Annotated in this window: 26 protein-coding genes and 1 pseudogene; 15 read left to right on the forward strand and 12 right to left on the reverse strand. The window is 53.2% G+C overall.

The genetic code is table 11. The features are described 5' to 3' along the window. Window positions 1-2 precede the first annotated feature (2 nt). The 5 genes from ACWR1S_RS22065 to ACWR1S_RS22085 all read left to right on the forward strand — a co-directional run bounded on the left by ACWR1S_RS22065 (window position 3) and on the right by ACWR1S_RS22085 (window position 3590). On the forward strand, window positions 3-449 hold the full coding sequence (locus ACWR1S_RS22065; RefSeq protein WP_454564972.1) for a DUF421 domain-containing protein: 447 nt from the start codon (window positions 3-5) through the stop codon (window positions 447-449). 90 nt (window positions 450-539) lie between these two features. Continuing rightward, complete coding sequence (locus tag ACWR1S_RS22070; RefSeq protein ID WP_042559210.1) at window positions 540-767, forward strand: PLD nuclease N-terminal domain-containing protein; 228 nt, start codon at window positions 540-542, stop codon at window positions 765-767. 132 nt (window positions 768-899) lie between these two features. After that, a complete protein-coding gene (locus ACWR1S_RS22075) occupies window positions 900-1784 on the forward strand; it encodes a manganese catalase family protein (protein WP_454564973.1) in 885 nt (294 codons plus the stop codon). Between the two features lie 219 nt (window positions 1785-2003). Beyond that, window positions 2004-2933, forward strand: coding sequence for a ZIP family metal transporter (locus ACWR1S_RS22080; protein ID WP_454564974.1), 930 nt, complete (start codon window positions 2004-2006; stop codon window positions 2931-2933). A 153-nt stretch (window positions 2934-3086) separates the two neighbouring features. Continuing rightward, window positions 3087-3590 carry a YciE/YciF ferroxidase family protein gene (locus ACWR1S_RS22085; protein WP_329696263.1) on the forward strand — a complete coding sequence of 168 codons (504 nt, stop codon included), beginning with the start codon at window positions 3087-3089 and terminating at the stop codon, window positions 3588-3590. A 152-nt stretch (window positions 3591-3742) separates the two neighbouring features. Here ACWR1S_RS22085 and ACWR1S_RS22090 read toward each other — a convergent pair whose 3' ends face one another. Then, window positions 3743-3991, reverse strand: coding sequence for a DUF6555 family protein (locus ACWR1S_RS22090; RefSeq protein WP_454564975.1), 249 nt, complete (start codon window positions 3989-3991; stop codon window positions 3743-3745). A gap of 326 nt (window positions 3992-4317) precedes the next feature. Here ACWR1S_RS22090 and ACWR1S_RS22095 point away from each other — a divergent pair, with 326 nt between their 5' ends. Continuing rightward, window positions 4318-4584, forward strand: coding sequence for a DUF1652 domain-containing protein (locus ACWR1S_RS22095; RefSeq protein WP_454564976.1), 267 nt, complete (start codon window positions 4318-4320; stop codon window positions 4582-4584). A 350-nt stretch (window positions 4585-4934) separates the two neighbouring features. On the opposite strand, the gene ACWR1S_RS22100 is transcribed toward ACWR1S_RS22095, so the two are convergent. After that, window positions 4935-5345 carry a response regulator gene (locus ACWR1S_RS22100; protein ID WP_042559203.1) on the reverse strand — a complete coding sequence of 137 codons (411 nt, stop codon included), beginning with the start codon at window positions 5343-5345 and terminating at the stop codon, window positions 4935-4937. A 267-nt stretch (window positions 5346-5612) separates the two neighbouring features. Continuing rightward, window positions 5613-6836: a zinc-dependent alcohol dehydrogenase gene (locus tag ACWR1S_RS22105; RefSeq protein ID WP_158828915.1), complete on the reverse strand. Its 1224-nt coding sequence runs from the start codon at window positions 6834-6836 to the stop codon at window positions 5613-5615. 187 nt (window positions 6837-7023) lie between these two features. On the opposite strand from ACWR1S_RS22105, the gene ACWR1S_RS22110 reads away from it, so the two are divergent. Together ACWR1S_RS22110 and ACWR1S_RS22115 are read left to right on the forward strand one after the other, a co-directional pair. After that, window positions 7024-7725, forward strand: a complete 702-nt coding sequence (locus ACWR1S_RS22110; RefSeq protein ID WP_454564977.1) for a glycosyltransferase — start codon at window positions 7024-7026, stop codon at window positions 7723-7725. A 59-nt stretch (window positions 7726-7784) separates the two neighbouring features. Further along, the gene (locus ACWR1S_RS22115) at window positions 7785-8000 is read left to right on the forward strand and encodes a hypothetical protein (RefSeq protein WP_371924487.1); all 216 of its coding nucleotides are present in this window, start codon (window positions 7785-7787) and stop codon (window positions 7998-8000) included. A gap of 67 nt (window positions 8001-8067) precedes the next feature. On the opposite strand, the gene ACWR1S_RS22120 is transcribed toward ACWR1S_RS22115, so the two are convergent. After that, on the reverse strand, window positions 8068-8928 hold the full coding sequence (locus ACWR1S_RS22120) for an alpha/beta fold hydrolase (protein ID WP_454564978.1): 861 nt from the start codon (window positions 8926-8928) through the stop codon (window positions 8068-8070). Window positions 8929-8985: 57 nt separating this feature from the next. Further along, window positions 8986-9195 carry a hypothetical protein gene (locus ACWR1S_RS22125; RefSeq protein WP_080896102.1) on the reverse strand — a complete coding sequence of 70 codons (210 nt, stop codon included), beginning with the start codon at window positions 9193-9195 and terminating at the stop codon, window positions 8986-8988. 409 nt (window positions 9196-9604) lie between these two features. Here ACWR1S_RS22125 and ACWR1S_RS22130 point away from each other — a divergent pair, with 409 nt between their 5' ends. The 5 genes from ACWR1S_RS22130 (at window position 9605) to ACWR1S_RS22150 (ending at window position 12188) form a co-directional block, all read left to right on the forward strand. Beyond that, window positions 9605-10048 carry a DNA methylase gene (locus tag ACWR1S_RS22130; protein ID WP_454564979.1) on the forward strand — a complete coding sequence of 148 codons (444 nt, stop codon included), beginning with the start codon at window positions 9605-9607 and terminating at the stop codon, window positions 10046-10048. Window positions 10049-10093: 45 nt separating this feature from the next. After that, entirely contained in the window at window positions 10094-10924 is an 831-nt protein-coding gene (locus ACWR1S_RS22135) for an alpha/beta fold hydrolase (RefSeq protein ID WP_454564980.1), read from the forward strand. 146 nt (window positions 10925-11070) lie between these two features. Further along, window positions 11071-11295, forward strand: coding sequence for a DUF2188 domain-containing protein (locus ACWR1S_RS22140; RefSeq protein WP_454564981.1), 225 nt, complete (start codon window positions 11071-11073; stop codon window positions 11293-11295). Between the two features lie 120 nt (window positions 11296-11415). Then, entirely contained in the window at window positions 11416-11949 is a 534-nt protein-coding gene (locus tag ACWR1S_RS22145; protein WP_454564982.1) for a hypothetical protein, read from the forward strand. Further along, a complete protein-coding gene (locus ACWR1S_RS22150; RefSeq protein ID WP_454564983.1) occupies window positions 11946-12188 on the forward strand; it encodes a hypothetical protein in 243 nt (80 codons plus the stop codon). Before ACWR1S_RS22145 ends, ACWR1S_RS22150 begins: the two co-directional genes overlap by 4 nt. 21 nt (window positions 12189-12209) lie before the next feature. Here the strand turns inward: ACWR1S_RS22150 and ACWR1S_RS22155 are convergent, their stop codons facing one another. The 4 genes from ACWR1S_RS22155 to ACWR1S_RS22170 form a co-directional block, all read right to left on the reverse strand. Continuing rightward, window positions 12210-12758 carry an SH3 domain-containing protein gene (locus ACWR1S_RS22155; RefSeq protein ID WP_454564984.1) on the reverse strand — a complete coding sequence of 183 codons (549 nt, stop codon included), beginning with the start codon at window positions 12756-12758 and terminating at the stop codon, window positions 12210-12212. Window positions 12759-12807: 49 nt separating this feature from the next. Beyond that, window positions 12808-13317, reverse strand: a complete 510-nt coding sequence (locus tag ACWR1S_RS22160; protein WP_454564995.1) for a hypothetical protein — start codon at window positions 13315-13317, stop codon at window positions 12808-12810. A gap of 145 nt (window positions 13318-13462) precedes the next feature. Then, the gene (locus tag ACWR1S_RS22165; RefSeq protein WP_454564985.1) at window positions 13463-13771 is read right to left on the reverse strand and encodes an AzlD family protein; all 309 of its coding nucleotides are present in this window, start codon (window positions 13769-13771) and stop codon (window positions 13463-13465) included. Next, complete coding sequence (locus ACWR1S_RS22170) at window positions 13761-14477, reverse strand: AzlC family ABC transporter permease (RefSeq protein WP_454564986.1); 717 nt, start codon at window positions 14475-14477, stop codon at window positions 13761-13763. Before ACWR1S_RS22170 ends, ACWR1S_RS22165 begins: the two co-directional genes overlap by 11 nt. Window positions 14478-14642: 165 nt before the next feature. Between ACWR1S_RS22170 and ACWR1S_RS22175 the strand changes: the two genes are divergently transcribed. Together ACWR1S_RS22175 and ACWR1S_RS22180 are read left to right on the forward strand one after the other, a co-directional pair. Then, complete coding sequence (locus ACWR1S_RS22175) at window positions 14643-15506, forward strand: LysR family transcriptional regulator (RefSeq protein WP_454564987.1); 864 nt, start codon at window positions 14643-14645, stop codon at window positions 15504-15506. Window positions 15507-15604: 98 nt separating this feature from the next. Continuing rightward, window positions 15605-15694, forward strand: a pseudogene (locus tag ACWR1S_RS22180) (CsbD family protein); the annotation flags it as partial. Window positions 15695-16003: 309 nt separating this feature from the next. On the opposite strand, the gene ACWR1S_RS22185 reads toward ACWR1S_RS22180, so the two are convergent. From ACWR1S_RS22185 to ACWR1S_RS22195, 3 genes are all read right to left on the reverse strand, one after another. Then, window positions 16004-16390: a DUF7693 family protein gene (locus ACWR1S_RS22185; protein WP_454564996.1), complete on the reverse strand. Its 387-nt coding sequence runs from the start codon at window positions 16388-16390 to the stop codon at window positions 16004-16006. Window positions 16391-16480: 90 nt separating this feature from the next. After that, complete coding sequence (locus ACWR1S_RS22190; RefSeq protein WP_454564988.1) at window positions 16481-17155, reverse strand: histidine phosphatase family protein; 675 nt, start codon at window positions 17153-17155, stop codon at window positions 16481-16483. A 372-nt stretch (window positions 17156-17527) separates the two neighbouring features. Continuing rightward, a partial coding sequence (locus tag ACWR1S_RS22195) for a helix-turn-helix domain-containing protein (RefSeq protein ID WP_454564989.1) occupies window positions 17528-17907 on the reverse strand: 380 nt, incomplete at its 5' end.

Here is a 17907-nt window from a genome sequence, read left to right on the forward strand (position 1 = left end):
TTATGGATACGGTTTTGCGTGCTGGTGCGATGTATGTGGCCCTCATGGTGCTCTTCAAGATCGCTGGGCGGCGCTCCTTGGCGGAACTGACTACCTTCGATTTCATTCTGTTACTGATGATCGGTGAGGCGACTCAGCAAGCCCTGCTGGGCGATGATTTTTCGCTCACTAATTCCGTGATCGTCATCGTGACCCTCGTCGCCATCGATGTGGGCCTGTCTCTGCTCAAGCAGCGCTCGCGGTGGATCTCACGGCTGATTGATGGCGAGCCGACCATAATCGTCGAGAACGGAAAACTGCTCCACGAACGCCTTCGTCGTGCGCGATTGTTAGAAGCGGATGTGATGGAGGCTGCACGTTCCAGCCAGGGTATCGAGAAGCTGGAAGAGATCAAGTTCGCAATCCTAGAGCGCAACGGCAAGATTTCAGTCATCGCCCAGAAAGACTGACTCGCGAGAGTCGAAATGTATTGGCGGAATTACTTGAACACCCTTGGATTCGTGGGGCCTAAGCAATATCAATCTGAGGAGGGCTTGGCCATGTCGGAAGCTACCAGCTATTTCGCAATTGCCGTCGCGGTGATCATTTTACTCGTTGATCTGTGGGCCATCGTAAGCGTGTTCCGCAGCGACAAGACGGTTGGAGTCAAAGCCGGCTGGGCTATCGGGCTCATCATCTTCCCAGTCATCGGGTTAATCGTTTGGGGTGTTGCAGGGCCTCGTGGAATCAAAGAAGGCCCCTCGTCGCCTGAACACAGTAAAGGGTAAGCAGCATCCGTTGGTCGCTAGTGCAGAAGGTTTTTGAAATTAACCCAGACGCATTTGTTTCAGATGATTGTGGGTTGGCATTCGGTCTCTTACCGAGTGAACTGCAGCCCTAATTCGCCTGAGGAGAATGTCATGTTCCTACATAACAAACGACTTCAATACACCGTGCGGGTTGCCCAGCCAAACCCTGGGTTAGCAAATTTATTACTGGAGCAGTTTGGGGGAGCTCAGGGCGAGCTCGCAGCCGCCTCACGCTACTTCACACAAGCATTGGCGGAAGATGATCCAGGCAGAAAAGATCTGCTTATGGATATTGCCACCGAGGAGCTCAGTCACCTTGAGATCGTCGGGTCAATCATCGTGATGTTAAACAAGGGTGCTAAAGGACGAATGGCCGAAGGTGTCGAGGAGGAAGGCGAGCTATATCGCGCCATCAACGGCGCCGGCAACGATTCCCACATCACCAGTCTGTTGTACGGCGCCGGTGCTCCGTTGACTAACTCGGCGGGCGTACCTTGGTCAGCGGCTTACGTCGACACCATCGGCGAGCCCACAGCAGACATGCGCTCAAATATCGCCGCTGAGGCGAGAGCGAAAATTGTCTATGAGCGTTTGATGAATGTTACCGACGATCCGGGCGTGAAAGAGGCCTTGGGATTTCTGATGACGCGTGAAATCGCCCACCAGTTATCTTTCGAAAAAGCACTGCACTCCATCCAGCCAAACTTCCCTCAGGGCAAACTGCCGGGCATGCCGGAGTTCACCAACGTCTACTTCAACATGTCACAGGGCGAAGGCAGCACTCGCGGGCCTTGGAACGAAGGCGACGATTGGGACTTCGTGGAAGAACCGGCGCCTGCAGTGGATGGTGGGGACGGCACCGCATCTGTGCAATTGAGCGCTGAGGACGAAGCGCTGCTCATGGACATGAAAGCCAGGACGATGTCCGACCCAGACAGCAATCCGATCACAGGGGCGGACTTAGGGGCGGGGGTACAAGGCGAACCACAACCTTAAAGAAGCAGCCGCACGTCATCTGGCGTGCGGTTTTCCATCTAATTCAGAGGCTCACATCATGGTTTCCAGAAAATCAGCGCGTCGAACTCCAACTGTCCCGGAGATGCTCTTTGCTACCAGTGTCGCTTTTGAACGTGACGCCCAGCGTGTAACCAGGCAGTTCCTACGGTCGCTTTCCGGATCTGCAAAAAAAGCGACTTAAGCAAATAGGAGGTTTCCATGCCCGAGCCTTTGACGTCATCAGGCGCATCACCTCGCGCCTGGTTGGCCCGTTTCTCAGGATCTGGATGGAGCGGGCGCGCCTTCTGGTCAATTCTGATTGGCGTGACATTGTTCTTACTCATTAGCGGGTATGGCGCCTTCGTCGGTGTGAACAAACAAAATCTGCACTTCGCTTTTCTCGGTGGCATGTCAGGTTTCGCTGCGACGGCGATGGGGGCTGTCGTAGCGATTGCGTTACGAGACATCGCCGCCCGCACACAAGACATCATGCTGGGCTTCGCCGCCGGCATGATGATGGCCGCCAGCTCCTTCTCGCTCATTCTCCCGGGTATCGAAGCAGCTCAGGCCCTTTGCGGAAACCAATTGCTCGCAGCATGCGTAGTTGTTGCTGGATTGGGATTGGGCGTTGCACTGATGGTTGGCCTTGATCGTTTCGTCCCTCATGAGCACGAGAAAAGCGGGCGCCGGGGGCCGGACGCGCAGCGTATCAATCGTGTTTGGTTGTTCGTCCTGGCAATAACTCTGCATAACCTGCCCGAAGGCATGGCTATTGGTGTGAGCTTCGCCAATGGCGATATGAAGGTCGGACTGCCTCTCACCACTGCCATAGCCATTCAAGACATTCCCGAAGGTCTGGCCGTCGCCTTGGCATTACGCGTGACGGGCATCTCAGCACTGCGCGCGGCGCTGATTGCAGTGGGTTCGGGGCTGATGGAGCCGATTGGCGCCATCGTCGGCTTGGGTATTTCCAGCAGTTTTGCATTGGGCTATCCCATTGCGCTCGGTCTGGCTGCGGGCGCCATGATTTTTGTGGTGTCCCATGAGGTCATTCCCGAGACTCATCGCAACGGTCATGAGACCCCCGCGACTTTGGGACTGATGCTCGGTTTCGGTGTGATGATGTTTCTCGACACTGCTTTGGGTTAGCGACAAACCTTTTGTCCGTCACCCTGAAAATAATCGGAACACGTGTTAAATGACATTGGTCAGTCTTCAGGCACGGCGAGTTTTGCAATGCATGTTGATCCCATGCGGACGCCCATCAGGCGACGCCAATACTGACCAGAAGGAAGTTTGGAAATGGCTAGAAAAACTGTCGAAGACTTGTTTATCCATGAACTCTCTGACGTTTACAGTGCGGAAAAACAAATCACCAAAGCATTGCCGCGCTTAGCGAAAGCCGCGACTAATCCACTGTTGGCAGACGCGTTTACGTCCCACCTGGAGGAGACCCATGGGCAGATTGAGCGCATCGATCAGCTGGTGGAACTCACCGGTCTGAAACTGAAACGTATGAAGTGCGTGGCCATGGAGGGACTTGTCGAAGAGTCGAAGGAGCTATTGGAAGAAATCGACAAAGGAGCTGTGCTCGACGCCGCACTAATCGGTGCGGCTCAAAAAGTGGAGCACTATGAAATCGCTGCCTACGGCACCCTGATTGCGATGGCCAAGCATCTCAAACTAGATGACGCTGCAGCTCTGTTGGCCGCAACACTTGCTGAGGAAAAAGGAGCCGATGAAAAGCTGAGCAAGATTGCAGAGCAGGGCGGTAATCAAGCTGCGACCTTGGAAAAGAAACGTTAAATAAGCAACTTTTGGGTAATCGGTAACTCGGTGACGGTGGGCGTTCCGCCACCGAGTCTTATTCAGTTCCAGACATCTACGCATTACGCATTTGATTGGCGATTCTGTTCCCGTCCAATGTGCTACAGAATACCCAATGAGGCGGTCACCCCCTACGCTTCCGTCCAGACTAATGCTGCCGTCTCACGCCATTTCACCTCTGTCACTCCGAACCGTTCCGCCTGAGGTTTCGACATGACCTTCAATGGCGGTTTTCCAGGTTTAGGAATCGGTACTAAACCGGCGTCGCAACTCGCCCAGTGCCATGCGTCAACATTGCGCATCGTCTTTACGCGGATGACGAATGACTTTGGTTCCCCGTGCAATTTGTACTCGATAACAAAAATATCTGTCTGGCTCATGAGTTCCTCCTTAACGCTCATAGAGAAAGAGTGGTGCTCGCAGAAAAAATTCCAACCAATTCTGAGCGTTACATTGAGCGTGTTTTCGGATCGCTCTCTGTGCCCGAAACCATCCCCTTATTTCTGCGCTTCGGTGAACAGTGCTGTTCTAGAGCGGTCAGAGCGATGCATAGGTCGTTTCAAAAAAATCAATGCAGCGCAGTTATGTAGGTGCAACGTTTCAGCGGGGTAGGCCAGACATGCCTTGTCGAATAATGCTTACGCGAATCTTTGACTACCCCCACATTTGGACAACAATCAATGAACACTCCCCTAGGACGAACACGATGATCTCCGTTCTTGAGCTCCGACACATTATTGAATGCGGCTTCCTGCCGCTATCCTGCTCATGCACGCTGAACGTGGATGGTTCGTTGATGATCAAGGTAACCGAGCCTTCATCAGGGAGTGTTGAGCTGTTAGTCACGGGGGTGTCGACAATGCCGCTGACTTCAAGTCGTGCAATTGCCAACCTGATAGGTGAGCTTCGGGGTGAAATGTCCGCACGGAGAACTAGCTTTAAATCGAACGAACGCAGCGCTGTGGGACATTGAGATGATAAATGTGCGAGGACAAGCGTAATAAACAACCTTTGATGTCAAACTGATATCGGCCATACTATAGCTTCATTTTCATGGAGCCCGTCGTGTGTCCTCCGATAGAACACAGCAACTTGAGCAAGCACTTCTAGCCGTTATAGCGGCAGCCACCAAGATGGGTGTGAGCTGTGATGCTCTTTGTGCAGAGGCGGTTGGCGGCCTGATGGCAGATCGCTACTGGCAGTGGTCGCTCACGGAGCATAAACACGGCGCTGCTGATGAGATTGAGGAAGCACTCACCACGCTTCTAATGAGAGGAGTTACAAAGTCGAACCCGACCTACCTCGCATCTCCGATCCTGTAAATCAGGCTTTGTGAATCGCAATGCCAGGTTGTAATAACGTCGCCATAGCGATCACGAAATCATCCAGCGACCACGGCTTGTGCAGATAGATGCTAGAGGCTGGAACAGCTTCTGGATCTATCAAATATCCAGACGTCAGGATTGCTGCAATTGATGGCCATCGACTACTTACCATCTCGATGAATTCGATCCCCTGGATCTGGCCGGGTACGCCATGGTCTGCGATCACCAAACGACACTGTTCATGAGTTTGAAGCAAATAGGTTAACGCATCATCTGCAGTCTCAAAGGAGATCGCCTTCCCGCCGACCTCCGATACGATTTCTTCCATCAGCGCTCGCAAGGTCGGATCGTCCTCGATGACGATCACCGATCCTTCAATAGGCAAAAAACCTTCCCACTGTACGATCAATCCGAGATCCCTTAGCCGAGCGCACCTGTCGGCGTTTGATGAGTCAGTTTGTGAGTGTATTCGCATTTCAGGATTTTGTGGCCCCTTGCGAATCTATTGATGACCCAGATCACAGATCGTCTTCAGTACCTGAACGAACTGGAGAGTCGAGGCCGACCAGGGTGGAAAAACGCTGCCTTTTTTTTGGATCGCTCCCCCAAATGGAAAAAGGACGAGATTTTTCGGTATAAAACCGAACCATCTCGTCCTTTTCACTTACCGGTAGACTTAGGTAGTCAAGAGTGTTGCGCTGCTATCGCTCTCCGGAATATCGATGTGGCTATCTCCGGGTGTCAGAATGACTTTTCGGCAGTCCTCTTCTTTTTTATCAAAGATTTTATATCCCTCAGCGGCCTGTTCCAGTGACATGCGATGGCTGATGATGACTTCCGGTGAAAGACGACCTGTTTCGATATGGTCGAGGAGCTCAGGTAGGAAGCGATGCACATGAGTCTGACCCATTTTGAAGGTCAGCCCCTTGTCAAATGCGTCTCCGAACAGGAAGCCATGGATGAACCCTGAATAAACGCCAGGAACACTCACAATGCCGCCGCGTCGAACGGCGGCGATGCACTGACGTAAAGCCTTGCCGCTGCTGCCCTCAAGCTTGAGTGTCGCGAGAACGGTTTCCGTCGTACTACCTTTTGCTTCAAACCCCACCGCATCCACGACGCCATCGACACCCCGCATTCCTTTGGTTTGTCGAATAATCGTATCTGCGGGATCGTCGTCTTCATCGAAGTTGATCGGAATTACACCGTATGTTTTCTGCGCGTATGCCAAGCGGTAAGGATGGTGATCGACCATGAAAATTTGGTCGGCACCGAGCATTCTTGCACAGGCCGCACTCAACAACCCTACGGGGCCTGCACCATAGATGGCGATGCTGGAGCCATTACCAATCCCCGCATTCGTTACGGCCTGATAAGCAGTTGGAAGGATGTCTGACAGGAAAAGAACCTTTTCATCCGAGAGCGTCCCCGGCACTTTAAACGGCCCGGTGTTGGCTTTTGGTACGCGCACGTATTCGGCTTGCCCGCCAGGCACCCCGCCGTACATGTGACTGAAGCCGAACAGCGCGGCTCCCGGTGGTATGCCCTTTTTATTTATGATCGCTCCGCGTCCTGTATTTGTTGTTTCGCAGGCCGCGAACAGATCCATTGCGCAGAAGAAACAGCTACCGCAGGCGATTACAAACGGAATTACCACACGGTCGCCGGGTTGCACGGCGGTCACAGCTGAGCCTGCCTCTTCAACGATTCCCATAAACTCATGGCCGAATATATCGCCATGCTCGACAGTTGGAATCTTTCCCCGATAGAGGTGGAGGTCAGATCCGCATATCGCCGTTGCGGTAACCCGAAGAATGATGTCATCACTTTCTTCAATAACCGGATCGGGAACCGTGTCGACTTTGACGCTGTGCGCGCCGTGATAGGTGAGTGCTCTCATGACGTCTTACCTACTTCAGCTGGATGGTAAGTGGGAGAGGAGGATCGGGGAAAGTAAGTTCAGAGCGATACAGACGCAAATGACTAGCGGTCGCCTATACACGCTCGCTTGTAATTTTTTAAACCTAATGGAGCGAAATTAGGTCGACTGCTGGAGTCTGTAACTCAGATAGTCGGAGGTGACGTTAATGATCGGTGTTGTCATACCTGCCCACAATGAAGAGCATCACATCTCTGCGTGTCTAACATCTGTTCTGTCCGCCGCTGCACATCCTGCATTAGCAGGCCAGCGAGTCTGCGTAGTCGTCGTTTTAGACGACTGTGCTGATCAGACTGGACAGATCGTTGCAGCACACGACGTTAGCGGGATCGAGGTTTCCTTTCAGAACGTGGGCAAGGCGAGAGCAACCGGTGCAGATCATCTTCTAGCCGCTGGCGCGGAGTGGCTTTCCTTCACCGATGCTGACACCGTAGTGCCACATGATTGGCTGGCGCGTCAGATTGAGCTCAAGGCTGATGCAGTTTGTGGGACAGTCGAGGTGGATAGCTGGAATATCCATGGAGATTTGGTTCGGTCAAAGTACATGGAGCTTTACCAGTTTATCGAGAATCACCGGCACATCCACGGCGCCAATCTTGGACTGAGTGCCGAGGCCTACCGGAACGCTGGCGGGTTCCAGCATCTTACTGCACACGAAGACGTCCATTTGGTTGCTGACCTGAAGCGGGTTGGTGCTCATATCGTTTGGACAGCCACGAATCCGGTAATAACCAGCGCCCGCAAGGATTACAAATGTCGCGGAGGGTTTGGAGAGTATCTGGTCAATCTGGGTGCCTCACTGGGATTGCCTGCGCTTGATCCACAGGTTAGCGCCGGCGTCTCTCTTTGAAAGTGCTGTCGGAAGGAGGTGGCTAGTTGGAGTACATCGATTACCTGCAATGGCCAGCCATGGTAGTGACGGTAGCCTCAGCGTGGTTTATCGGTTCGCAACGAGCGTATAGGCGCATGATCGCCTTTTGGGGATTTATCACCAGTAATGCGCTTTGGGTGATCTGGGGGTTTCACGCCGACGCTTACGCGCTGATCCTGCTCGAATGCATACTTTTGGGGATGAATGCCCGAGGCTTCAGGAAGAACCTCAATGCTTCCGAGTCATCAACCTAAGACATGTAGCTCGAATGACTTTGACCCTACGTAGCCCTAAGCGATTACGGATTAGTGTACTGAGAGATCATTGTTCACGCAGGAACTCGATTATTTCTCTCGCGAGCTCGTCGGGCACTTCCTCCGCCATGTGATGCCCACAGTCGAGCCCACGACCACGTTGTCGTGTTGTCCACGGTTCCCACACGCCTAAAACATCGCCGTACAGAAGCTCAAGATCATCACGTAGCGACCATAAAATCATTGTCGGGCACTCGACCTTGCGGCTCTCGCGGCGGTCGACTTCATCGTGAATACGGTCGATTCCAAGGCCTGCTCGATAATCTTCGACCATGCCATGAACGGTTGCTGGATCATGGATAGCTGCTTGATAGTCTCTGTAGGCGTCTGCACCCATCGCCTCGGCTGTGCCGCCGTACCATCGATCAGGGTCGGCCAGGATTGCCTGCTCCGGTTTTTCGAGTTGCCCGAAGAAGAACCAATGCCACCATTTCGTCGCGAACTGGGCGTTACAGCGCTCGAGAGCTTCAAGTATCGGTACACCGTCCAATATGCCTAGATGTGTGACGGCCTCGGGATGATCCATAGCCATGCGAAAGGCAGTGTAACTACCTCGATCATGGCCAATCACGGCGAACCGCTGATAACCCAGATGTCGCATTAGGGCGATGCAATCCCGGGCCTTAGCGCGCTTGGAGGAGCCTGCATGATCGGATGTATCCTCAGGCTTTGATGACTGGCCAAAGCCTCTTAGATCAGGGCAGACAACATAATGATTTTTTGCCAAGAGTGGAGCAACGCGATGCCAGGTCGCATGAGTCCTAGGATGCCCATGGAGTAATAAGACGGGAGAGCCGCTGCCACCATGCCTGACTCTGAGGGTTGCCTCTGGGAGTTTTACGATATCGAGCGAAAAGTTATCGAACATTCCAATGTCCTTGGCGGTGTCCACTGCTCTTCGATTAGCAATGACCCTGCTGGCTGACTATGTTTCATTGGGGCTTGAGTTTTTCTTGAGCCCTCGAAGGTTCATCAGGAAAAGACAAACCTGTAATACGATCAATGCATACGCGCCTGCGTAAAATCCCCAAATCACCCACAAAACGTTGCTCACACTGAAGCATACAAATCCGATCATCCGCCGTCCTGGCCGCTGCGATCCGATTAGCCATGCGGCGAGAACGGTAACAACCATCGCTGGCCATTGAATCCAATCCAGATAAGCCAAGTCATTCCCCCCTTTCAGTTCAGCGCAGTAAATCTCTTTACCAATGGCACCCTATTCAATCGAGCTTTTGATGGTTGGATGAGGTTTTCGATTTGCCGAGAATGTAGCAAGGATGAAGCTGACCATTGGGATGGGTTGTGACGACCACAGATATCAATGACCAGCCCTCGTGAAGCTTAAGGTTTGCTTCGTTGGCTGACAGCGCTTCCATGACTTGGATTGTGTCGGAAATATGCATTTCGTCTTTCTCAAATCGTAAGGTTCAACCATTAGGCGTCGAGCATGAATAAGGGTTCCTTTGTCGCTGCCTCGCTCAGCTGGATAATTCGCGATAGCGCCTGGTCTACATTGAGACCATCGCTTGAAGGGTGAACCAGTGAGCAAAATCATCAGCGCACATGACTTACAAATCGACCTTCAAGATGCGAACGAAGCTGGGTTATTCAAATGGCTGCTTGCCAGTTTCCTGATGGGCAAGCGAATCCAGGGGCCAATTGCCGCCAAGGCCTATCAAGTGATCGTGAAGAAACACCATCGGGATACGCCGCACAGATTGGCGAGCTGCACTCACCGCCAGTTGGTAATGATGCTTGGTGAGGCTCACTACGTGCGTTACGACGAGACCACCGCGTCGCGGTTATTGGCATTAGCTAACAAGATAAATGCTGAATATCACGGCAAGATTAGCAACATCGTCGCGGCAAGCGCAGATCGGAAGGCCTTCGAAAAACGGCTATCTGAATTTGAAGGGATAGGGCCGAAAACCATCGAGATTTTTATGAGGGAAGCGGCTGCGGTGCTCTTCGGAGCTTCCTCCTAGGTCTCACCACTACTGCCTCCCAATTGCGTGCAGCAAGGAGAAATCATGGCAACGCACAGGCTAATAGCGAAGGGCTTGCAGTTGAACGTTTCGATCTGCGGTGAAGGCTCGCCGCTGCTTTTGCTCAATGGTTTAGGTGGCTTGATTCGTACCTTCGATCCGTTGCGCGATGAACTGGAAGACTTCACGACCATCACGCTGGACGTGCCAGGGGTCGGCAAGTCGCAAATGCCCCGTTGGCCCATTCGCCTGCCAAGCCATGCCGACGTGATTGCAGAGATGCTCCAGCAATTGGGAATCGACCAGGTGGATGTGTTCGGGGTGAGTTGGGGAGGTGCACTGGCCCAAGAATTCGCTCTTCGTTACCCGAACATGGTACGCAGGCTGATCCTCGCGGCGACCTCTCCCGGCCCAGTGCTGTTGATGAAGCCCGCTGACGTTATGGATTTTTTCCGCAAGAGTAAAAACGCCAAAGTGCGCAAGCAAGATAGCTCCCGCAATTCAATTCACACGCTGCTGCGGTTCGGTGTGATGAAAGGCATGCTCTCTGTTAATCCGCGAGCCTACTATTTCCAGCTCGCAGCCTTGATCGGATGGACAAGCCTGCTTCGGTTGTCCCGGCTTCCTCAACGCACGCTGGTTCTTACCGGCGACCGCGATCCGTTAATACAGGCATACAACGCCCATATCCTGCGCCGCACGATTCGACGTTCAGAACTTCGCATTCTGAAGGGCGAGGGGCACTTCTTTGTGGTGACCAGCGCTAGACGAACTGCCGTCTTAATCCGCGAATTTCTTAGCCGGCAGTATGAGGATGAAGAGATGGCACCGAGGGTCGCAAACCGAAACGCCAAGGCTAGCCTGGAGCGCACCTAGGTCGGTTAATCCACTCTTTGAAGTCGTTGTTAGGGGGGCACACGAGTCGTAGGCAGCATTGGTTTCTTCGCCAATCCTTTCAAACTCTCCAGATCGACGATGGTCAACCTTGTAGCTGTAGTTGATTAATCATGTCGAGGTGATCCATGGATAACTACCACATCACAAAAAAAGAAAACGCTTGGGAGCTTGTCAAAGAGGGCGCGCAACGTGCTTCCAAAACCGCCTCTACGAAAGCGGAAATCACTGAAATAGCCAGCGAATTTCTGCAAGGCAAAACGGCATCTTTGAAAATCCACAAAGAGGACGGGACGATTCAAGAGGAGCGTACCTTTCCTCGCGTCGCTGACCCTAGGAAAACAAAAGGCTGAGTCGAATCCAAAATAATGGGCGGCTGCGAGGAGACTTTCGATCCTTATCAAGGAAGTCGGTTTTATCAGGAATTCGCTTTCCGTTCCCGCCTGCGCATGTCTAATCACAGGAACTCTTTAATGGTAATCGCATGTCTAGGATGGGGATCCCTGATTTGGAAACCTGGAGCATTACCGCTCGCAAGCAAATGGTTTTTGGATGGGCCCGATTTGCCCATCGAATTTGCGCGAGTCGGTGATGGGGGCGAGCTCGCAACGGCGATCTGCGCGAATGCGCATCTGTGCACCGTTCTCTGGGCAGTGTTGAATGTGAAAAACCTGGAAGAGGCATGCGAGGCCCTGCGTGCCCGAGAGCAAATTCCAGAGGACAGGGAAGATGGAATCGGTGTTTTTACTACCAGTAGCTCCCCAGTGGGAGTGATCGCCGAATGGGCACTCTTTCACCAATTGGACGCAGTTATCTGGACTGCGCTGCCGCCCAGATTCGAAGACATTGAAGGTTTGATCCCTACTGTTGATGACGCTGTTTCATATCTAGCTGGCTTGAGTGCAGATGCGCAGGAGCACGCGCGGGACTACGTTAGGCAGGTGCCGGCTCAGATCGATACGTCCTATCGAAGGGAGATCAATTCAAAGCTTGGGTGGCATCAATGAGTACACAGAGCCAAGCTCAAATCGGCGCCATCTTTGATCAGTTGTTGGCTCTGCGAGAGAGCGTCAACCGTCTCCAGCAGATGGAGGATGAAAGAGTAGGTGCGCTTCGCGGCCATCAGACCGTAGATGTGGACGGCGCTTTCCTATTGGTTTTTCAGAAGCTTCAAGACAACATCGCCAATATGGAGGAGGCTTTGGCCACCATTGCGGAAGCCACAGGCGATGCGCCGAAGTTCTAGCGGATCGTCATTGAAGCAAAATTACACGCCATAACGCTTGTTGCCACCTGAAGTAATGCAGTACCGACCGCCTCTTGGCCCGATGCAAACGTTGCCCGAGGAACAAGGGCAGGAGGATCCGTATTCCGGAGTCTGTTGGCGAGCAGGCTTTACTGGCTGAGTCACTGGTTTGGGTCTTGAAACAACGTAGCAGCCCGACCCGTTGCACAGGCTTTTGGACGAAAGCCATTTCGGTGGTTGACCATCAATACTGATGCGCGCCCATTCGTTGCGCATCTCGAAGACCTGAACCTTTTCCCCACGCTTCAGCTTCGAGACGACCTTACCGCCTGGTTGATTCCGGACATTGAGATTATCAGCACTTACAAAATGCTCAGTCGCAGAGACAGGGGCCGGCGCTGAGGATGGAGTCTGCGAAATCGACTCTAGCGTACTTGGCGTGCTTAAGGCGCTTGGTTGTACTGGGGCAGGAGGAGTGTCTTTCTTCCCCATTGCCCACAGGACGGCAAAAACAATCAGGAGCGGGACTAACCATGACTGGGACTTCTTGCGCATATCCATTGCTCTCATTCAGTACGTATTACAACCGCTGTCTTCCTGACCAACCTGACGTCATCATCTACTGCGAGCTTAGCCAAGCTTCCACTTTTTGCAGCCTGTTCAATTCCGAAAGCTTGGGCTTGCCAAGATCCAGTACCCCAAGCAGCCGCTGCGCAGCCTCAGGGGAAGGAAACCATTCGGCGACCTCCACGTTGCAGTGCCTTGAATGACTGATCGCCCATTTCACGATCATGCCTGCTGCAGCTCTATAGTGGTCAGCCATGAAGAGCTTTCTGTCCTTTACGGGCCAGCCACGCTTCCTGAGCTCCTCGGTCACGTCAGTGATGCCCGTGCCGCCAAAAAACGCATTGGTGTCTGGATAGTGAATCCCTGCAAGCGACACTTTAGCGACGCCCGAATCTCGGTCGAAGTAAGACAGGAAATGCCAACCACCAGTGATACACCCTGGGAGGGGGAAATTGATTGCGGCCTTGCCAGTTATGTAGTGCCGGCGAGAAACGCGTTTGAGATCAAAATCGAAGTGCGGTTGCGTCTTCGAAGCGCCATACCGGTCTCCCGCATTGGCCACGTCTATGATGAGCTCAGCAACATACCAAGGTTCAAAGGGCAAGGTGTCACAGCTCAGAAGATATCGCAGCAAGCGCCCCCCGCGACAGCACATTGCTAGAGATTGGGATAGTCTGCTCAAGATCACTTAAGCGGCAGCCAGTTCATCAAAGATTGCGCCACAAAGCCGCTACCGCGATCCCTGCTGCGATAGCTGGAAGAGGCTTTTTGATCGCCAGCATCAAGACACCAGTTGTGAATAATGCAAGGCGGGCACCGTTGTCGCCAGTCACAGCCAAGGGGGCAAGTACGGCTATCAATACTGAGCCTGACATGGCGCTGATAAATTGCTGCACACGATAGTTTATGGGCACGAAGGACATGACGAAAACGCCTCCCCATCGCGTCGCAAGCGTCACTACAGCCATAATCAGAATCAGGGAAATTGTTCCAAAGCCTGCGGTATCAATGCTCATCTTTCTTTTCCATCCAAAAGGCTCCCAATAGACCGCCCGCAAGCGCACCTACAACAACATGACTGTTTTTGGGTAGATACCAGTATGCAAGCAGCGCTGCAGCTGCAGCCACAATCCAAATGATCGTCATGCGCGAACTTTTCTTCCCCCCAATAGCCATGGCGAGCAAGAAACAACCCATCACCATATCGAGGCCAAGGCTTACGGGATTTTTGATTGCGCTTCCAAGGTATATGCCCAGCCAAGTCCCTATCGTCCACGACGCCCATAAGGCAATCCCGCCGCCAAGTAGTACGCCAAAGCCGGGCTTTCGACTGTTGAACGCCTGCATCGCCATTGCCCAGTTGGCGTCTGATACCACCAGCATTACCCCATATCGTTTGGCCAACGGAAGCTCCCGTAGCCACGGGTACAAGGTTGCACCCATCAAAAGATGCCGGGCATTGATTGCAAAGACAGTGATCATCAGGGGGAGCACCGGGACGTGCGTGCCCCATAGATCGAGGGCTGCAAATTGTGCGGCGCCTGCAAACACAAGAAGACTCATGAGCACGGTCGACGTCTCACTCAGTCCTGCCTGAGCAGCTGCAAGCCCAAATGCACCTCCAAAAACCGCTACAAACAGCGAAATAGGTAACAAGTTCTTGAAGCCGGCCCAGGCCTCAATAACCGTTAAACCAGATATAGAGTTTTCAGCGGATGACAAATGCGTTTCCTCCTAGCGCGGTAAATAGGGATGTGGCATGCAGGGCAGATAAGCCGTAGCCGTGCTCTGTTAAACAGCATCAGACCACTATCCCTGAGACACCGACTTTCGGAAAGCGCATAATAGTTGTAGATAGTATCCGTTAATCGAATGATGCAATTTCTAATGAATACCCAAGACCTCCAAATAGACTGGCTCAAATGCTTTGTAGCGGTCGTCGACACAGGATCACTGTCCAGTGCGGCGCCTGAAGTGTTTCGCTCCCAATCGGCGGTGAGCATGCAGCTCAAAAAACTCGAAGCTGCGGTGGGGCGGCGCTTGCTCGTCCGTGACGCACGACATCATCAATTAACAGCTGATGGTCAATTACTCCTCGGATATGCCAGGCGTATATTGGATTTGCACGGGGATGCGCAAGCGGCCTTTAGCGGGGCCGAGCTGACGGGCCGCATACGATTAGGTGTTCCGGATGATTACGCGGCCAAGTATCTGACTCCGGTGCTCAAGCGCTTCGCCCCACGCCATGGCTCAGTCGAGATCGACCTTAACTGTGAGCAGTCAACCTCGCTGATACCTCGTGTCGAAAAAGGCGACCTCGACTTGGCGTTAATATCGCGAGACCACTCTAGGCGGGGCACCCTGTTGTTTCATGAGCCAATGGTCTGGGTTGGATCGGCCCAGTTTGACCTCTGGAGGCGCGACCCGCTTCCCATCGCAACATACGAGGAGGCTAGCCTCGCCAGGCGCTGCGCAATTGACTCGTTAGCCCTCCAGGGCCGAAGCTTTAAAGTGGTCTATCACAGTTCAAGCCTAGCGGGTCAGATCGCAGCAGTTGAGAGCGGCCTAGCGGTTGCCGTCCTGACTCGGTGCAGTGTTCCCGAACACTTGGAGATTCTTGACGGAGAGCATGGACTTGGCCCGCTTAGGCCAATGGAGGTTTCGGTTTATCGAAGCCGTGCATCCGCGAGATCTAAGTCGGTAGATAGCTTGCATAGTTTGTTGATCAAGACCCTCCGAATATCGGCTTGAGCTTTCAATTGCTTATCTGCGATGGTCAGAGAATGGCGGTATCGGCCTGCCGAAAGCAGCCTTGATCACGGAGGTCGCAATGACTTTCAGTGTGGTGGTTATCTACATTCGTTAAAGAAAAACCAGTGGCTGCAATCGCGATTGGCGCAGTTGCTCTGTTGGTTCTAGGCCGCCTTTTTCGTCGCTGAGTAAATAGGAAGGGACGTTCCGGCAGGGGCCTTCCCTTTCGTGTTTATCTTTCCCCGCATACCCTAGGACTGCTCATCATGAGCTTCGGGCGCGCGGGCAGCGATGAGCAACTCATTCCCTTCATCGCCCGGTATCCTAATGCTGATAAAGCCAGTGGGCCCAAAACGCTTTTAGCAGATTGAAGTACGGGCAGTAGCAAGCGGAGCGCGCAGGCGGGAGGATGAAAGCCCGCAGGGCCAAGACTCGGCAACGGCGAGGCTTGGTTCACGACAGCCGTCCTCGCAGAGGCCCGCTCGACCCTGGCTTCCCTAGAGCTCCTTCAGGAGACGCTCAAGCGTCTGATGCTCCCAAGTGCTGAGCAGTGTTATGGGGTCTGTGCCAAAGCGATCTCCAGAATCAAACGACCAGCACCTCCCATCAAGGCTAATGCATTCCTTACAGTGGTCGAGCGTGTCACAGTTGTTGTAGACCGATATATGCCAACCCTCGACGTTGACCACCAAATGCCCCACGTAAACCTCGTCCCAGGACGCCTGGCCTACCTTTGTCATCGTCCGTCGTTCGAAGGTGACCTCTCGCAATACCTGGCATACCTCTCGCGCCAAGAGCTCACCGGCAGTATTACCGCTAACGCTGCCCACTTGGAGGGAATCAGCCGCTGCTCTGGCCTGTTTCAGCCTTTCCTCCGCGTACATAGCCGTATCAGGATCTGGCGTTGGATAGCCTGCTGCCGAAAGAGCCTCCGCGCGCTCTTCAATGAGCACGCGCTCAGGATCACGAGCGACTTAATAGGCTCTGCCTGGTACTCGCCAAGTTGCATCCATTCGTGATTCCTTAGGGGCTGACCGGCTCACTTTCCAACCGGCTTCATCGGGATCTTTCGAAAGCAGGCACTCACCACAATTGGAAACGTGGTTCACGATCTCATACTCACGCCAGTCCGCCATAGCTCCGACATCAATGCCGAGCGGCTTGTGCTCAATTAGCCAGGCTACAGCGTTGATAAGCTGACCATGCGAAAACGCTACGATGTCTTGTGCTGGATGTTCAGCAAGGCGTTCTAGGAACGATTGAGCTCTAGCTATGAAATCTAGAAATGACTCAGCGCCTTCACCATCCGTGAACCCAGGATCTGCTTTGTTCCAAAATGCAGCCACCCACTCGCGTCTGTTAGCGACGGTTGTGTTCGTGCACCGCGCAGGGGCAAGGTAAGTGAATTCTTGGATGGGCCAAGTTTCAAAAGGGATATGAGGAAAAACCGCTGCGGTCGCCATAGCGGTTGAATGCGCTCGGGTGAAAGGCGAGGCAACGATCAGAGCCGGAGGATGGTTGAACGACAGAGCCACCAGGTGCGCTTGCTCGAATCCTTTCAGAGTCAGAGGAATGGTCGAGTGATCTAAAGTGGCTTGGCCCGCGTTCGCAGCGCTCTCTCCATGTCGTATTAGTCTCACATGCTTCATTTACGAAATACTCGCACAGAGTCGGCCATCATTTCTCTTAGATCCCCAAGGTTCCTTCCTCAATGGCCATCTATCAAGTGACCAAACCCGTATTGTCCACCCCGCGACTGCACCTTCCAACAGAAATATGGACAGACAGGATGACTACACTCCATTGCGCAGTGCTGAAGGTATCCCTGGAGTTTCTACCGTTGATGGAAATTACGAGAGCAAGCGGAGCGCGCAGGCCAGTAAGGCCGGAGGCGCGAGGATGGAAGCCCAGAGGGCCATGACTTGGCGTCAGTCATGGCATGGTTTACGACAGCCGACCCGATAGGGCGCGCCATAAACCGCGATTTGCTCAGACTGCAGGATTGCTGATGTTCTGCAGACTTATGTATTCCAATATTTTTGGACTGTGCTTCTGGCAACGCCGAGCTTTTCGGCGATTGTTTTCCTGTCGAAACCTTGCGCTTTCAAGGCTCGAATGTATTCCGCATTAAGCGGTTGCTTAGGCTTTCCCTGGGAGCGCTTGATCAGCTTTCCATCACAGAATTGCTCCTCTACTAACTGCCACCCTCCGGACATCTCGAATTCCCTGATTCGCAAGGCAGTACGTTGCAAAGCTTCTGAAGGAAGTTCTTCACCATGCGCAGCAATGACGAGAGTAACCATAGTCAAAAGGTCGAGGCCTAGATAGTCAGCGATCTCGTCCAGCTTCTCCAGCGTCGGCGTCGTCCTGGCCTGCTCAAGCTTCCCTAAATTCGTTCTGT

The sequence above is a fragment of the Pseudomonas sp. AIG genome (assembly GCF_977020205.1).

Coding starts and splice junctions, on each gene's coding strand:
- ACWR1S_RS22075 (WP_454564973.1), top strand. CDS start 900: ATGTTCCTACATAACAAACGACTTCAATACACCGTGCGGGTTGCCCAG.
- ACWR1S_RS22095 (WP_454564976.1), top strand. CDS start 4,318: ATGATCTCCGTTCTTGAGCTCCGACACATTATTGAATGCGGCTTCCTG.
- ACWR1S_RS22080 (WP_454564974.1), top strand. CDS start 2,004: ATGCCCGAGCCTTTGACGTCATCAGGCGCATCACCTCGCGCCTGGTTG.
- ACWR1S_RS22070 (WP_042559210.1), top strand. CDS start 540: ATGTCGGAAGCTACCAGCTATTTCGCAATTGCCGTCGCGGTGATCATT.
- ACWR1S_RS22135 (WP_454564980.1), top strand. CDS start 10,094: ATGGCAACGCACAGGCTAATAGCGAAGGGCTTGCAGTTGAACGTTTCG.
- ACWR1S_RS22155 (WP_454564984.1), bottom strand. CDS start 12,758: ATGAGAGCAATGGATATGCGCAAGAAGTCCCAGTCATGGTTAGTCCCG.
- ACWR1S_RS22145 (WP_454564982.1), top strand. CDS start 11,416: ATGGTAATCGCATGTCTAGGATGGGGATCCCTGATTTGGAAACCTGGA.
- ACWR1S_RS22120 (WP_454564978.1), bottom strand. CDS start 8,928: ATGTTCGATAACTTTTCGCTCGATATCGTAAAACTCCCAGAGGCAACC.
- ACWR1S_RS22085 (WP_329696263.1), top strand. CDS start 3,087: ATGGCTAGAAAAACTGTCGAAGACTTGTTTATCCATGAACTCTCTGAC.
- ACWR1S_RS22110 (WP_454564977.1), top strand. CDS start 7,024: ATGATCGGTGTTGTCATACCTGCCCACAATGAAGAGCATCACATCTCT.
- ACWR1S_RS22115 (WP_371924487.1), top strand. CDS start 7,785: ATGGTAGTGACGGTAGCCTCAGCGTGGTTTATCGGTTCGCAACGAGCG.
- ACWR1S_RS22105 (WP_158828915.1), bottom strand. CDS start 6,836: ATGAGAGCACTCACCTATCACGGCGCGCACAGCGTCAAAGTCGACACG.
- ACWR1S_RS22150 (WP_454564983.1), top strand. CDS start 11,946: ATGAGTACACAGAGCCAAGCTCAAATCGGCGCCATCTTTGATCAGTTG.
- ACWR1S_RS22175 (WP_454564987.1), top strand. CDS start 14,643: ATGAATACCCAAGACCTCCAAATAGACTGGCTCAAATGCTTTGTAGCG.
- ACWR1S_RS22090 (WP_454564975.1), bottom strand. CDS start 3,991: ATGAGCCAGACAGATATTTTTGTTATCGAGTACAAATTGCACGGGGAA.
- ACWR1S_RS22125 (WP_080896102.1), bottom strand. CDS start 9,195: ATGGTTGTTACCGTTCTCGCCGCATGGCTAATCGGATCGCAGCGGCCA.
- ACWR1S_RS22190 (WP_454564988.1), bottom strand. CDS start 17,155: ATGAAGCATGTGAGACTAATACGACATGGAGAGAGCGCTGCGAACGCG.
- ACWR1S_RS22185 (WP_454564996.1), bottom strand. CDS start 16,390: ATGTACGCGGAGGAAAGGCTGAAACAGGCCAGAGCAGCGGCTGATTCC.
- ACWR1S_RS22165 (WP_454564985.1), bottom strand. CDS start 13,771: ATGAGCATTGATACCGCAGGCTTTGGAACAATTTCCCTGATTCTGATT.
- ACWR1S_RS22140 (WP_454564981.1), top strand. CDS start 11,071: ATGGATAACTACCACATCACAAAAAAAGAAAACGCTTGGGAGCTTGTC.
- ACWR1S_RS22065 (WP_454564972.1), top strand. CDS start 3: ATGGATACGGTTTTGCGTGCTGGTGCGATGTATGTGGCCCTCATGGTG.